The organism is Microbacterium sp. NPDC056569 (assembly GCF_042793475.1).
In the GTDB taxonomy this organism is placed as follows: Bacteria; Actinomycetota; Actinomycetes; order Actinomycetales; family Microbacteriaceae; genus Microbacterium.
Map to the genome: position 1 here is coordinate 50,358 of NZ_JBHTUV010000006.1, position 14,910 is coordinate 65,267.

The 14,910-nt window shown below is 70.5% G+C and carries 8 protein-coding genes; 5 read left to right on the plus strand and 3 right to left on the minus strand.

Annotation, left to right across the window (positions count from 1 at the left end):
* Nucleotides 1–21 precede the first annotated feature (21 nt).
* Nucleotides 22–6,039, plus strand: coding sequence for a pullulanase-type alpha-1,6-glucosidase (pulA, locus tag ACFQ7C_RS08750; protein WP_378899224.1), 6,018 nt, complete (start codon nucleotides 22–24; stop codon nucleotides 6,037–6,039).
* Between the two features lie 62 nt (nucleotides 6,040–6,101).
* On the opposite strand, the gene ACFQ7C_RS08755 is transcribed toward pulA, so the two are convergent.
* Both ACFQ7C_RS08755 and ACFQ7C_RS08760 read right to left on the minus strand, forming a co-directional pair.
* On the minus strand, nucleotides 6,102–6,473 hold the full coding sequence (locus ACFQ7C_RS08755; protein WP_378899226.1) for a bleomycin resistance protein: 372 nt from the start codon (nucleotides 6,471–6,473) through the stop codon (nucleotides 6,102–6,104).
* Between the two features lie 39 nt (nucleotides 6,474–6,512).
* Entirely contained in the window at nucleotides 6,513–6,692 is a 180-nt protein-coding gene (locus tag ACFQ7C_RS08760; RefSeq protein WP_378899228.1) for a hypothetical protein, read from the minus strand.
* A gap of 122 nt (nucleotides 6,693–6,814) precedes the next feature.
* On the opposite strand from ACFQ7C_RS08760, the gene ACFQ7C_RS08765 reads away from it, so the two are divergent.
* Both ACFQ7C_RS08765 and ACFQ7C_RS08770 read left to right on the plus strand, forming a co-directional pair.
* A complete protein-coding gene (locus ACFQ7C_RS08765) occupies nucleotides 6,815–8,131 on the plus strand; it encodes an MFS transporter (RefSeq protein WP_378899230.1) in 1,317 nt (438 codons plus the stop codon).
* Nucleotides 8,132–8,352: 221 nt separating this feature from the next.
* On the plus strand, nucleotides 8,353–8,685 hold the full coding sequence (locus tag ACFQ7C_RS08770) for a YciI family protein (protein WP_378899232.1): 333 nt from the start codon (nucleotides 8,353–8,355) through the stop codon (nucleotides 8,683–8,685).
* 52 nt (nucleotides 8,686–8,737) lie between these two features.
* Here ACFQ7C_RS08770 and ACFQ7C_RS08775 read toward each other — a convergent pair whose 3' ends face one another.
* Nucleotides 8,738–12,580, minus strand: a complete 3,843-nt coding sequence (locus ACFQ7C_RS08775) for a choice-of-anchor I family protein (RefSeq protein WP_378899234.1) — start codon at nucleotides 12,578–12,580, stop codon at nucleotides 8,738–8,740.
* 208 nt (nucleotides 12,581–12,788) lie between these two features.
* Here ACFQ7C_RS08775 and ACFQ7C_RS08780 point away from each other — a divergent pair, with 208 nt between their 5' ends.
* Together ACFQ7C_RS08780 and mmsB are read left to right on the plus strand one after the other, a co-directional pair.
* Nucleotides 12,789–13,961: an acyl-CoA dehydrogenase family protein gene (locus ACFQ7C_RS08780; protein WP_378899236.1), complete on the plus strand. Its 1,173-nt coding sequence runs from the start codon at nucleotides 12,789–12,791 to the stop codon at nucleotides 13,959–13,961.
* A gap of 25 nt (nucleotides 13,962–13,986) precedes the next feature.
* Nucleotides 13,987–14,886 carry a 3-hydroxyisobutyrate dehydrogenase gene (mmsB, locus tag ACFQ7C_RS08785; protein WP_378899237.1) on the plus strand — a complete coding sequence of 300 codons (900 nt, stop codon included), beginning with the start codon at nucleotides 13,987–13,989 and terminating at the stop codon, nucleotides 14,884–14,886.
* The last annotated feature ends 24 nt before the right edge of the window (nucleotides 14,887–14,910 follow it).

Consider the following 14,910-nt stretch of genomic DNA (forward strand, 5'->3'; position numbering starts at 1 on the left):
CGCCCCACCCCAGGAGCTCCCGTGTCGAAGTCGACCTCAGGACGTGCCCGCACACTCATCGCCAGCCTCGCCGCGGCGGCCCTCGTCGTGACCGGAGGGGTGATCGCCATCGCCCCCGCGGCAGCCGCCGAGCGCACGTTCGCGCTCGTCGGCAGCCTCCAGTCAGAACTCGGGTGCGCCGACGACTGGAAGCCGGAGTGCGCGGCGACCGAGCTCGCCGCCACCGAGACGGCGGGCGTGTACGCCGCGGAGTTCGACGTGCCGGCGGGTTCGTACGAGTACAAGGTCGCGGTGAACGACGCGTGGGACGAGTCCTACGGTCTGAACGGCGGCGGCGACAACATCCCGCTGACCATCGGCGGGCCCGCGACGCTGCGGTTCGTCTTCGACGACAGCACGCACCGCGTCGGCGTCGAGGTGAAGAGCCTGCGCGCGGGCTACACCGCCGAGGACGACGCCCTCGTCGCGGCGCCCGTGCGTCAGCCGGGCAGCCAGGAGCAGTTCTACTTCGTGATGACCGACCGCTTCGCGAACGGCGACACCACGAACGACGAGGGCGGGCTGACCGGCGATCGGCTCACGACCGGCTTCGACCCGGCCGACAAGGGCTTCTACCACGGCGGCGACATCGCGGGCCTGCGCGAACAGCTCGACTACATCGACGGGCTCGGCACCACCGCGATCTGGCTGACCCCGAGCTTCAAGAACAACCCCGTGCAGGGCGAGGGCGCGAACGCGAGCGCGGGCTACCACGGCTACTGGATCACCGACTTCACGCAGATCGACCCGCACCTCGGCACGAACGCCGAGCTCGAGGCGCTCATCGCCGAGGCGCACGCCAAGGGCATCAAGGTCTACTTCGACATCATCACGAACCACACCGCCGACCTGATCTCGAATACGCAGGGCCAGTACTCGTACATCGACCAGGCGACGCGCCCGTACACGGACGCCTCGGGCACGGCCTTCGACCCCGCCGACTACGCGGGCACCGACACGTTCCCGGCGCTCGACCCCGCCACGTCGTTCCCGTACACGCCGGTCGTGAACGACGCCACCGCCAAGGTCCCGGCATGGCTGAACGACCCGACGCTGTACCACAACCGCGGCGACTCGACGTGGTCGGGCGAGTCGGTCACCTACGGCGACTTCTCGGGCCTCGACGACCTGATGACCGAGCACCCGACCGTCGTGAACGGCTTCGTCGACGTCTACCAGAACTGGATCGACCTCGGCATCGACGGCTTCCGCATCGACACCGCCAAGCACGTGAACTTCGAGTTCTGGGAGCAGTGGACCACCGAGGTGCTCGACTACGCGCATGACGTCGCGAAGAAGCCTGACTTCTTCATGTTCGGCGAGGTCTACGACGCCGACCCGGTGAAGCTGTCGCCGTACGTCCGCGACACCGACATGAACTCGGTGCTCGACTTCACCTTCCAATCCTCGGCCGTCAGCTTCGCCGCGGGCAACAGCGCGAAGGGACTCCAGGCGCTGTACGCGGGCGACGACTGGTACACGACGGACGACACCTCGGCGACGGCGCTGCCGACCTTCCTCGGCAACCACGACATGGGCCGCGTCGGCTACATGCTGCAGTCGACGCCGAACGCCCTCGAGCGCGACCTGCTCGCGCACGACCTGATGTTCCTCGGCCGCGGCCAGCCCGTCGTCTACTACGGCGACGAGCAGGGCTTCGCCGGCGCCGGCGGTGACAAGGACGCGCGCCAGACGCTGTTCGCGACCGAGGTCGCCGAGTACCAGAACCAGAAGCTCATCGACGGCACCACTGCCGGGTCCGTCGACCGCTACAGCACGACGGCGCCGGTCTACCAGCGCATCGCCGAGCTCGCCGCGCTGCGCGACGCGCACCCGGCGCTCGTCACCGGTGCGCAGATCGAGCGCCACGCCGACAACGGCGCCGGCGTCTACGCCTTCTCGCGCGTCGACCGCGAGGAGAAGGTGGAGTACCTGGTCGCGCTCAACAACACGGCGTCCGCGAAGACCGTGAACCTCACCACCCTCACTGCGAGCGCGTCGTTCGCCCCGGTGTACGGCACCGACACGGCGGTGTCGACGGATGCCTCAGCCGAGGCATCCGTCACCGTCCCGGCACTCTCGGCCGTCGTCTACCGCGCCGGCACCTCGGTGTCGGCTCCCGAGTCGCCGGCGGCCATCACGGTGAGCGCGCCGACGGCGGGTGCCGGTCTCACCGGCTCGGTCGCCGTCAGCGCCGACGTGGACGACGCGACCTGGCAGGAGACGAGCTTCGCCTGGCGCGTCGCAGGCTCCGACGAATGGCACGCGCTCGGCACCGCCGAAGACACCGACCCGCGCGTCTTCCACGCGGTCGAGGGCGTCGCGAACGGCACGCTCGTCGAGTACCGCGCGGTCACCACCGACGCCGCCGGCCGCCACGCCGCCGCATCGACGTACGCATCCGTGGGCAACGCGGTGTCGCTCGTCGTCGAAGAGGAGCCCGAGTCGCCGATCGACATGGTGACCGTGCCCGGCAGCCTCAACTCCGAGATGGGCTGTGCCGGCGACTGGACCCCCGGTTGCGAGGCCGCGAAGCTCACGCTCCGCGCCGACGGCATCTGGGCGGGCACGTTCGACCTGCCCGCGGGCGACTACGAGTACAAGGTCGCGATCAACGGCACGTGGGACGTCAACTACGGTGCGAACGGCGCTCCGGGCGGCGGGAACATCACCATCGCGCACGCCGGCGGGCCGATCACGTTCTACTTCGACCCTCGCTCGAACATCGTGCAGTCGACGGCCGAGGGCCCCATCGTGACGCTGCCGGGCTCTGCGCAGAGCGAGCTGGGCTGCGCCGGTGACTGGGCGCCCGACTGCCTCGCGACCCTCATGGCCGACGGCGACAAGGACGGCGTCTACGAGTTCTCGACCGACGCGATCCCCGCGGGCGCGTACGAGATCAAGGTCGCGCACGGCCTCAGCTGGAACGAGAACTATGGCGTGGGCGGAACCCCGGGCGGCGCGAACTACTCGTTCAGCGCGAGCGACGGCAAGCTGATCGCCTTCCGCTACACCCTCGGCACCCACGTGCTCGAGATCGAGGTCACCGACCCGCCGCTCGCCGGCGTGGGCGAGCAGCGCGCGCACTGGATCGACGCCGACACCATCGCGTGGCCGGCCGACCTCGGCGCCGTGCCCGCAGACGCCTCGTGGCAGCTGCACGCATCGGCGGAGGCATCCGTCGCCCTCGTCGACGGTGAGGTGACCGGCGGTGACGCGATCGACCTCACGGTGGTCGAGGGCGGGCTGACGGCCGAGCAGAAGGCCCGGTTCCCGGCTCTCGCGAGCTTCGTCGCGCTCCGCGTTCCGGAGGGCACGGATGCCGCGGCCCTCGTCCGCGGGCAGCTGGCGGTGTCGCAGCGCGACGCCGACCGCGTGCTCTCGGGCTTCACCGGCGTGCAGATCCCCGGCGTGCTCGACGACCTCTACGCCGACGGCGTGGCGGATGCCGACCTGGGCGTGACGTTCCAGGGCAAGAAGCCGACGTTCCGCCTGTGGGCGCCGACCGCGCAGTCCGCGACGCTGCTCACGTGGGAGGCCGGCGCCGACGGCGACCCGGTGCGCCACGACGCGGCGTGGGACGCAGCATCCGGTGTCTGGAGCGTCGCGGGCGACAAGGCGCTGAAGGGCGACGAGTACCTGTGGGAGGTCGTCGTCTACGCGCCGACCACCGGGGCGATCGAGACGAACCAGGTCACCGACCCGTACTCGGTCGCGCTCACGACGAACTCGGAGCGCTCCGTCGCGGTCGACCTCGCCGACAAGCAGTGGCGCCCGAAGGGCTGGGAGAAGACGAAGGCGCCGGTGATCGACCGTCCGGTCGACCGCGCGATCTACGAGCTGCACGTGCGCGACTTCTCGATCACCGACGAGTCGGTGCCCGAGGCCGAGCGCGGCACGTACCGTGCCTTCACCCGCGACAGCGCGGGCACGGCGCAGCTGCGCCAGCTCGCCGACGCGGGCATCAACACGGTGCACCTGCTGCCGACCTTCGACATCGCCACGATCGAGGAGGACCGCTCGCAGCAGGCCGCGCCCGACTGCGACCTCGCATCGTACGCGGCCGACAGCACCGAGCAGCAGGCGTGCATCGAGAAGATCGTCGACGCCGACGGCTTCAACTGGGGCTACGACCCGTACCACTACACGACGCCCGAAGGCTCGTATGCCGTAGACCCGGAGGGCGGCGCGCGCGTGGGCGAGTTCCGCGAGATGGTCGGCGCGCTGCACGGCATGGGCCTGCAGGTCGTGCTCGACCAGGTGTTCAACCACACCTCCGCGTCGGGTCAGGCGCCGACCTCGGTGCTCGACCAGGTGGTGCCCGGCTACTACCAGCGTCTCAACCTCGCGGGCGGCGTCGAGACCTCGACGTGCTGCCAGAACGTGGCCACCGAGCACGAGGTCGCGCAGAAGCTGATGGTCGACTCCGTCGTGACCTGGGCGCGCGAGTACAAGGTCGACGGCTTCCGCTTCGACCTCATGGGCCACCACTCGAAGGAGAACATGCTCGCGATCCGCGCGGCGCTCGACGAGCTCACGCTCAAGAACGACGGCGTCGACGGAAAGGCGATCTACCTGTACGGCGAGGGCTGGAACTTCGGCGAGGTCGCGAACAACGCGCTGTTCGAGCAGGCCACGCAGGGGCAGCTCGGCGGCACCGGCATCGGCACCTTCAGCGACCGGCTGCGCGACGCCGTCCATGGCGGCAGCCCGGTCGCCGGCGAGACGATCCAGCAGCAGGGCTTCGGCACCGGCCTCGGCACCGACCCGAACGGCGCGCCCATCAACGGCACGACCGAGCAGGCGCTCGCCGATCTCGCCCACCAGACCGATCTCGTGAAGCTGGGACTCGCGGGCAACCTCCGCGACTACACGCTGACCGATCACACCGGCGCCGTGAAGGCGGGCGACGAGCTCGACTACCGCGGCTCGCCGGCCGGATACGCCGATCAGCCCGACGAGATCATCACGTACGTCGACGCGCACGACAACGAGACGCTGTACGACCTGTCGGTGCTGAAGCTCCCGGCCGACACGACGATGGCCGATCGTGTGCGCATGAACACGCTGTCGCTCGCGACCACGGCGTTCGCGCAGACCCCGTCGTTCTGGCACGCCGGCACCGAGCTGCTGCGGTCGAAGTCCCTCGACCGCAACAGCTACAACTCGGGCGACTGGTTCAACCGCATCGACTGGACCGGCCAGCAGTCCACCTTCGGCTCGGGTCTGCCCCGGGCGGCCGACAACGAGGAGTCGTGGGCGATCAAGCAGCCGCTGCTGGCGAATGCCGCGAACAAGCCGGCGGCGTCCGACATCGCCACGGCCGAGGCATCCGCTCTCGACCTGCTCCGCGTGCGTGAGGAGGTGGGCCTGCTGCGCCTCGGGTCTGCCGCGCTGATCGGCGAGAGGGTCACGTTCCCGAACAGCGGACCGGATGCCGCACCCGGCGTGCTCACGATGCTCATCGACGACCTCGTCGGCGAAGACGTCGACCCCGAGCTCGAGGGCGCACTGGTCGTGTTCAACGCCGGCGTGGAGCCGACGACCCAGACGATCTCGTCGCTCGCAGGGCGCTCGTTCTCGCTGACGCCGGCGCTCGCGAACGGCTCGGACGCGGTGGTCAAGACGACCACGTGGGACGCCTCGACCGGCAGCGTCACCGTTCCCGCGCGCTCCGCAGTGGTGCTGGTCGACCGTGAGCCGGTCGCCACGACGACACTCGTCGCGCCGACGAAGGTGCTCGTCAAGACGGGCGGCAGCGTGACCGTCGCGGGCAAGGTGACCGCCGCCGACGGGTCCGCGCCGGTCGGCACGGTGACCGTCACCGACAACGGCAAGGTCGTTGCGACCGTCGAGCTCACTGCCGCCGCGAAGGGCCGCGTCGGGGTGGATGTGAAGCTCTCGAGCCGAGGGGTGCACCTCCTCCGCACGACGTTCACGGGCGCCGGCGACTACCAGGACTCCCGCGCGGCGATCCCGGTGCCCGTTCTGGTCTACTGAAAAACCCCGCCGGGTGGGCGCATCCCACCCGGCGGGGCCGTCGACCGGCGGGGCGCGTGAGCCTAGGGGAGTGGACTGCCGATGCGCAGCAGGTTGCCGTTGCGGTCCACGACCGCGAACTCGCGCATGCCGTAGTCGGTGTCGACCGGGGCTTCGATGCGGCTGCCCGTCGGCGGATCGGGCTCGACGAGGCCGGTCCACTCGTCATGCAACGCGCGTGCATCGTCGACGTAGAAGTAGCACATCGACGCGGTGGTCAGCGGGTCGACCGAGGGATCCTCGGTGAAGTGCAGCTCGATCGCGCCGCGGCCGATGATGAGGTACCGCCACTCCTCGGGCGGGGCGCCTCGGTTCTCGAAGCCCAGCCGCTCGAAGAACGCGAGCGTCTCGGCGAGGTCGCGGCTCAGGAGGATCGGGACGGCGCGCTCGCTCATCCCGGCAGGCTAGCGCGATGCCCCACCGGCGCGACAGGGCTAGAGAAGCTCCAGCAGCTGCGGGCCGAACACCGCGACGGCGGCCGCGGCGACGCCCGCGACCCCGAGCGCGACGATCGCGACGACGAGGATGTTGCCCCCGATGGTGAGGAGCAGCGCCGCGGCCGCGGGGAGCTCGCGGCGGCGGGTGACCGGGATCGTGGACGTGGTGCTGACCATGCCTTCGACGCTACGGAGCAGGCCGCGCCGCCGCGTCCGCCCGGAGTCTCATCCGGGTCCACCCGGAGGATGATCTCTCGGACCCCTTGACAGCGATCGCATTCTTCAAGAAAGTCGGCGACGTGAGCCGGGTCGACGAGCGCGAGGGCGCAGCATCCGTTCCCCGCTCGCGGCGGATCCATCCCGCCTGGTTCGTCGCCGCGACCGCGCTCGTCGCGCTGATCGGGGCCGCGGGGTTCCGGGCGGCGCCGGGCGTCTTGATGCTGCCGCTCGAGCAGGAGTTCGGCTGGTCGCTCACCGAGATGTCGGTCGCGGTCACGCTGAACCTCCTGCTCTTCGGGCTCACCGCGCCGTTCGCCGCCGCGCTGATGCAGCGGTTCGGCATCCGGGCGGTCACCGCCACCGCGCTCATGCTGATCGCCGCGGGCGCGGCACTCACGGTGCTCGTCACGGCGCCATGGATGCTGCTGCTGACGTGGGGACTGCTGATCGGGCTGGGGACGGGCTCGATGGCGCTCGTGTTCGCGGCGACAGTGACCGACACCTGGTTCGCGAAGCGGCGAGGCCTGGTCTCCGGTGTCCTGACCGCGGGCAGCGCGACCGGTCAGCTCATCTTCCTGCCGATCATCGCCGTCGCGGCCGAGGACTACGGCTGGCGGATCGCGTCGCTCATCATCGCAAGCGGGGCGCTGCTCGTCGTGCCGCTCGTGCTCGCGCTGCTGCGCGACCGGCCGTCGGATCTCGGCGTCGGGCGCTATGGAGAGCCCGACGCCGCGGTGGAGAAGGCGCCCGCGCGGCCTGCCCGCGCCGCGCGTGGCGAGGGCGCCGCGGCACTCGCGCTGCGGGCGCTGCGGGACGCGTCGAAGGTACGGGCGTTCTGGGCGCTCGTGGTCGGCTTCGCCATCTGCGGAGCGACGACGAACGGCCTCGTCGGCACGCACTTCATTCCGAGCGCGCACGATCATGGGATGCCGCAGACCACCGCGGCCGGGCTCCTCGCGGTCGTCGGGATCTTCGACATCGCCGGAACGGTGCTCTCCGGCTGGCTCACCGACCGGGTGAACCCCCGCATCCTGCTGGCGGTCTACTACGCGGGCCGCGGCGTGAGCCTGCTGTTCCTGCCGGGCCTGCTGTCGTCGACCGTGCAGCCGAGCATCGTCGTGTTCATCGTCGTGTACGGGCTCGACTGGGTCGCGACGGTGCCGCCCACCATCGCCCTCTGCCGGGAGATCTTCGGCGACCGCGGGCCGCTCGTGTTCGGCTGGGTGTTCGCCGCGCACCAGGTCGGCGCGGGCATCGCCTCGGTGCTCGCCGGCATCGTGCGCGACCAGACCGGGCAGTACACCGTCGCGTGGTTCGCAGCGGCCGGCCTGTGCGTCGTCGCCGCGGTGATCAGCGGGGCGATCACCCGGCGGCCGCGGTCTCGCGCGCTGCGGTGAGAAGACGCCGCGCCGCGCCGCGCCGCGCCGCACCGCGGCTGCACTTCTCTGTTGCGGCGGCACAGGTATGTGGCGCCGCAACAGGAATGTGGCGCCGAAGTGATCCCGGCGGGGCGGAGGAGCCAGAGAATTCTCGCGGCGGACTGTCGACATCGGCGGCCGCGGTGCGACGACCGGAGTGAGGCTGGCGCACGCCCGCCTGCAACCGGAAGGATCACCCCATGAAGTACATGATGTTCGTCGTCACGTCGCTCGAGCCCGACGCGGAGTCCGACGAGTCCGACGTCGACCTGTGGGTCGACCCGCTCGACGCGAGCGGCAAGAGGGTCATCGGCGAGGTGCTTGCACCGCAGTCCGACGCCACCGTGGTGAAGGTGCGCGGCGGCAAGGTGCTCACCAGCCGCGGTCCGTACGTCGAGACGGCCGAGGTGATCTGCGGCTTCGACATCCTCGAGGTCGAGAACCTCGACGAGGCGATCGAGATCGCGTCGCGGCATCCGATGGCACGCAACGGCCAGCTCGAACTGCGCCCGTTCATGGTCTGGGACCAGTGAGACGCCGAGGCGGCCCCCACCCGGAGGTGGAGGCCGCCTCGTATGCGGTGTGTCAGTCCGCGAGGTTCTCGCGACGCCTGCGGATCACGAAGAGCGCCCCGCCGGCGATCATCAGCAGCGCCGCGCCGCCGACGGCGATGCCCCACGGGAACTCCGAGCCGGTGGCGGCGAGGGCGCCGGGAGCGACGACGGTGACGCCGACCTCGATCGGGTCGAGACCCGCCGACGTGATCACCAGCCGGTGGTCGCCGAGCGCCAGGTCCGACGGGATCGCCACGGTGAAGCTCAGGCGACCCTGCGTGTCGGCGGCGGGGATGCCCGAGACGACGACCGGGTCGCTGAACAGCGTCGCGGCCACGGTCTGACCCGGCTCGAGGCCCGAGAGCGAGACGCGCAGCGTGCCGCCCTGCTCGACGCGGCCGGAGCCGACGTCGACGTTGGCCCAGTCGCCGCCGCGCTGCGCGCCCGCTGCCGGCGGGGTGCCGCCGGGGTTGACGGGCGTGGGCGGGGTCGTGGCGCCCGGGTCGGTGCCCGGGTCCGTGCCGGGGTCTGTGCCGGGGTCGGTGCCCTCGACCGGGGGCTGCTCGCCGATCAGGTAGGCACGGTTCGCGGGCGACGGCGCGACCGGCCCACCGGCGGCGGCGAAGAATTCCACCGTCGCCTGCAGGTCGATCTGGCCCGAGTCGAGCACGTTCGTGCCGTCGGCGAAGGAGAAGAAGTTGTCTCCACCGGCCGAGAGGAACGAGTTCGTCACGACGCGGAAGGTGTCCGTCGGTCCGACCTCTTCACCCTGGTACTGCATCGACACGATGTGCGCACCGCGCGCCGCCGCCGGGTCATACTCGAACGCGAACCCCTGGGAGACGCCCAGCGCGAGCTTCGGTCGCGATGCGCCGTCGGGCTGCCACTGCTGCTCGAGGATCTCCTTGATCTGCGCGCCGGTCAGGTCGAGCGTGACCAGGGTGTTGCCGAACGGCTGGACGTTCGCGACCTCCCGGTACGACATCGCGCCGTTGTCGTCGCCGAACAGCAGATCGTTGCGGAGGCCGCCCGGGTTCATGAACGCGATCTGCGCGTCCTGGCCGCCGTAGCCGGGGTTCGCGCTCGTCGCCCACAGGTAGACGTCCGCGACCGTGTTGCCCAGCGTGGAGTGCACGCCGCGGTCTTCGCTGCCGGACGAGGTCTTGCCGCGCAGGATGTCGGCCGTGATCGACCCGACCTGCACCTGGCCCTTCTCGTTCGCGACCTTCACTGCCTCGTCGACGATCGCCTTCGTCGCGGTCTGCGGGTACGCGACGTGCTGGCTCACGATCGGGTCGTACAGCGAGACGGTGCCGCCGGTGATCGACTCGAGCTCGCCGGACTCGGTCAGCTCGATGTCGAGCGTGCCCAGCGCGGTGCCGTACTGGTGCGCCTGGATGACCGGGCGACCGCCGATCTCGTGCGCGTACCGCTGGTGCGTGTGCGCCGAGACGATCGCGTCGATGTCGTCGGAGGCGTTCTCCACCAGGTCGCCGAAGGCGTCGTCGGCCTGGCCGGCCTCGATCGCCGAGCTCGCGGCACCCTCGTGGGCGAGCAGGATGACGATGTCCGCGCCTTCCGCCACCGCATCCGCCGCCGCGTCGTTCGCCGAGTCGACCAGGTCGCGGAACTCGATGCCGGCGATGCCGTCGGGGCTCACCATGCCGGCGGTCTGGGTCGTGACGACGCCGACGAACGCGATCTTCGTGCCGTTCACGGTCTTGATCGTGTACGGCTGCAGCGCGTGCTCGTCGGTGCCCTTCACGAAGACGTTCGCCCCGAGGGCGAAGTCGCTCATGGCGTCGGCGTTCTCGTCGCCCTCGAAGCTCGGGATGACGTCGTTCACGAGGTCGTCGAAGCCCTGGTCGAACTCGTGGTTGCCGACCGCACTGGCGTCGAGACCGGCGGCCACGAGCGCGTCGATGGTCGGGTCGTCGTCGTCGATGAACGACTCGAACGCCGAGGCGCCGATGTTGTCGCCCGCCGAGACGAACAGGGTGTTCGGGTTCTGCTGACGGTACTTGTCGACCGCGCCGGCGAGCACGGCGGCGCCCACGACGCCGCCGGTCTCCTGCACGAGGCGACCGTGGAAGTCGTTGATCGTGAGCACGCGCACGTCGGGCTGCGCGGTGGTGAGCTGCGCGACGTCCCACACGGTGGTGGTTCCCGAGACCTCGCTGCCCACGACGAGCTGCGGGGTTCCGGTGGAGGAGCGCAGCGCCGAGATGAACTGGATGCCCTCGGGGCCGAGGTCGCCCGCCGCCGGCGACTCGACGTTCTGCGTGAAGTCGCGGTTGTTGACGTAGGTCACGTACTGGGCTGCCGCCGGGTTCGTGATGTCGTAGACCATCACTCCGCCGACGCGCTCGAGGCCGACGAAGGCGTAGGTCTTGCCGCCCACGACGCCGATCGTGACGTTCTCGGGCTCGGGGCCCTTGTCGTCGCTGCGGTCGTTGCTGTTGTTGTTGTCGTTACTGGCGTTGAAGACCACCCCCGGGATCTGTGACGGGATCTGCTCGAAGTCGTCGCCCGAGTCGAAGACCAGGTTGCCCTTCGTGTCCCAGATCGAGAACGAGCGGCCGCCGTACGCGTACAGCTCGCTGTAGCAGTCCGCACCCTCGGCCTTGCCGAGGTCGGTGACGGCCTTCAGACGGCCGAGGTCGGCGTCGCCCTGCAGACCGGCGAGCGGGCTGCCGTCGCAGATGCCGGCGAGACCGTCCTTGCCGAAGTCCTTGATGCGTGCCTCGTCGATGAAGTAGGCGCCCTCGATCGGGTCCTCGTTCTCGTCGACACCCCACTCGCGGGCGTCACCCTCGTTCGCGGTGACGAGGTAGGTCGCGGTCTTGCCGCCGACCGTCGCCGAGAACGACTGGATGCCGTCGGGCATGTACAGACCCTTGAGACCGGGGTAGGTCTTGATGTTGACGGCCGGCGCGCCCTGCGGGTCGCGGTCGCTGGCGTCGAGTCCGTTGCCCGCGATGCCGTAGTCCTTGTAGCCGAGCGGCAGGATCGAGGTGACTTCCGGCTTGGTGAGGTCGATGACCGCGATCGCATTGGCCTCCTGCAGCGCCGCGTAGGCGGTGGTGCCGTCGACGGTGATGTACTCCGGCTCGAGGTTGCGGCTCACGCGGTTCGCCGTGAGCGGCTTGTCGCCCTGGTCGGGTGCGGCGACGTCGGGGCCGAACACGCGGACCTTCGGGTCGAGCGTCTTCGCGCCACCGGGCTCGAAGGCGCCGAAGCCGGCGGTCTTGACCGCGGCCTGAGCCGGCGCGGCGACGGCGGTCGGCAGCGTCACGACGCTCACCGAGCCCTCGGGGTCCACCGAGAAGTCGCCGGCAGGCTCGCCCTCGTTGGCCACGACCGCGTACTTGCCGTCCTTCGACACGGTGACCATGTCGGGGAGCGCTCCGACCTCGACGGTGCCGAGCACGGCAGCAGCCGCCGAGTCCTTGTTCGCGTCGAAGAAGATGAGGTGGCCCTTGTCGGTCTTCTCCTCCGCCTCGAACGCGACCACGCCGAGACCGTCGTCGCGGACGGCGAGCGAGTTCGCGACGCCCGTCGAGGCGATCGAGAACAGCTCTGTCGGGTGTTCGGGGTCGGTGTTGTCGAGCACGACCACGGTGCCGGCCTGTGCGTTGACCACGAACAGACGGTCGCGGTAGGCCTGGACGATCTCGGCCGCGGACTTCGCGTAGACGCCGGATTCGTGGGTGCCGACCGGGGTCAGCGCGAGTTCGGCGCTCGCGGCGGAGTCGCTGAAGTAGTCCGGAACGAGCGCGGCGGATGCCGCTGTGCTGCTGGTCAGCGCGAGCGCGCAGACGGCCGCGGTCGTCGCGGTGAACGCGACGGCGCGGCGGAAGAGATGCGAAGGCATGCGTGTCCTCGGTGAAGGGGGTGCGGGTGGCGACACGGATGGAACCCAGCGTCCACACCGAATCGGTTCGAGCCTGGATGGCGAAGGTGACCCCGGGGTGAACGGCACGGGACGATTCGGGTGCACGGGTTTCCGAGCAACTACATGGATGTCCTAGTATTCTGGGAGTGGTGACGAAGCCGTCACCCTGACTCACCGGAGAGACGTAATGGACGCCACCCCTGTCCCCGTGCTCGCTCCCGTCGCCATGAGCGAGGACGAGCGTGCCGCAATCATCGAAGCCGTGCGCGACTTCGCGCAGTCCGAACTGGCGCCGCACGCCCTGGAGTGGGACGCGACGTCGCACTTCCCCCGCGACACCCTGCAGAGGGGCGGCGAGCTCGGACTCGGCGGCATCTACGTGCGCGAGGACGTCGGCGGCTCGGGTCTCACGCGCTCCGACGCCGCCCTGATCTTCGAGGAGCTGGCGAAGGGCGACCCGTCCATCGCCGCCTACATCACGATCCACAACATGGTGGCGTGGATGATCGACAGCTACGGCAACGAGGCGCAGCGCCAGGAGTGGCTTCCGCTGCTGACGTCGATGCAGGGATTCGGCAGCTACTGCCTCACCGAGCCGGGTGCCGGGTCGGACGCGGCCGCCATCGCCACGAGCGCGATCCGGTCGGGCGACGAGTACGTGCTGACGGGCGTCAAACAGTTCATCTCGGGCGGGGGCGAGGCATCCGTCTACATCGTCATGGCCCGCACGGATGCCGACGCCGGCGCCCGCGGGATCACCGCGTTCCTCGTGCCCGCCGAAACCCCCGGGCTGTCGTTCGGCCAGCTCGAGCACAAGATGGGGTGGAACGCCCAGCCGACGCGGCAGGTGATCCTCGACGAGGTGCGCGTCCCGGTGGCCAGCATCCTCGGCGGCGAGGGTCAGGGGTTCAAGATCGCGATGTCGGCGCTCGACGGCGGGCGCATCAACATCGCCGCGTGCTCGCTGGGCGGCGCGCAGTGGGCGCTCGACCGCGCTGTGAAGTACGTCCACGAGCGCTTCACCTTCGGCGAGCCGCTCGCCGAGAAGCAGGCCGTGGTCTTCGCGCTCGCCGACATGGCCACCGAGCTGCGCGCGGCGCGCGCCCTCGTCCGCGACGCCGCGGCGGCACTCGACGCGAAGGCGCCCGACGCCTCGATGCAGTGCGCGATGGCCAAGCGCTTCGCCACCGACGCCGGCTTCACCGTCGCGAACCAGGCTCTCCAGCTGCACGGCGGGTACGGCTACCTCCACGAGTACGGGATCGAGAAGGTGGTGCGCGATCTGCGCGTGCATCAGATCCTGGAGGGGACCAACGAGATCATGCGCGTCATCATCGGCCGCCAGCTGCTCGCGCACTGACGATCTCAGGACGAGGAGGTCCGACATGAAGATCGCATTCCTGGGGCTCGGCCACATGGGCCTGCCGATGGCGCGGAATCTCGCCGGCACCGGGCACGACGTGGTGGGCTTCGACGTCTTCCCCGCCGCGGTCGACGCGGCGCGCGGGGCGGGGCTGACCGTCGCGGATTCGGGAACGGATGCTGCCACCGCCGCCGACGTCGTCATCACGATGTTCCAATCCGGCGCGCAGGTGCTCGAGGCCTACCGGGGTTCGGCCGGAGCCGAGGGACTCCTCGGGGTCGCAGCATCCGGAGCGCTGTTCATCGACTGCTCGACGATCGCCGTGGACGAGGCGCGCGCCGCGCACGCGCTCGCCGAGGCGGCCGGGCACCGCTCGCTGGACGCGCCCGTCTCCGGCGGCGTGGTCGGCGCCGAGAACGCCACGCTCGCGTTCATGGTGGGCGGCACGGACGACGACTTCGAGGCAGCCAGGGCGCTACTCGAGGCGATGGGGCGCCGCGTCGTGCACTGCGGCGGGGCCGGCCTCGGCCAGGCCGCGAAGGTCTGCAACAACATGATCCTCGCCGTCTCGCAGATCGCGGTGGCCGAGGCGTTCGTGCTGGGGGAGCGGCTGGGACTGTCGCACCAGGCCCTCTTCGACGTCGCCTCGAACGCGTCGGGGCAGTGCTGGGCGCTGACGACGAACTGCCCGGTGCCGGGCCCCGTGCCCACGAGTCCGGCGAACCGCGACTACCAGCCCGGGTTCGCGGGCGCGCTCATGAACAAGGACCTCGGCCTCGCCGAGCAGGCGGTGCAGCTCACCGGAGTGGACGCCCGCATGGGCATGCTCGCCCGCGAGATCTACGCGCACTACGCCGACGGCCCCGGGGCGGGCCAGGACTTCTCGGGCATCATCAACTCGATCCGCGAGTTCTCCGACTGACCCGGCTCCGCCCCCGAGTCGCTC

Bases quoted from the DNA above. Each gene is read 5' to 3' on its own strand.
- ACFQ7C_RS08755 (WP_378899226.1), bottom strand. From the start codon at position 6,473: ATGAGCGAGCGCGCCGTCCCGATCCTCCTGAGCCGCGACCTCGCCGAG.
- ACFQ7C_RS08760 (WP_378899228.1), bottom strand. From the start codon at position 6,692: ATGGTCAGCACCACGTCCACGATCCCGGTCACCCGCCGCCGCGAGCTC.
- ACFQ7C_RS08770 (WP_378899232.1), top strand. From the start codon at position 8,353: ATGAAGTACATGATGTTCGTCGTCACGTCGCTCGAGCCCGACGCGGAG.
- ACFQ7C_RS08775 (WP_378899234.1), bottom strand. From the start codon at position 12,580: ATGCCTTCGCATCTCTTCCGCCGCGCCGTCGCGTTCACCGCGACGACC.
- ACFQ7C_RS08780 (WP_378899236.1), top strand. From the start codon at position 12,789: ATGGACGCCACCCCTGTCCCCGTGCTCGCTCCCGTCGCCATGAGCGAG.
- mmsB (WP_378899237.1), top strand. From the start codon at position 13,987: ATGAAGATCGCATTCCTGGGGCTCGGCCACATGGGCCTGCCGATGGCG.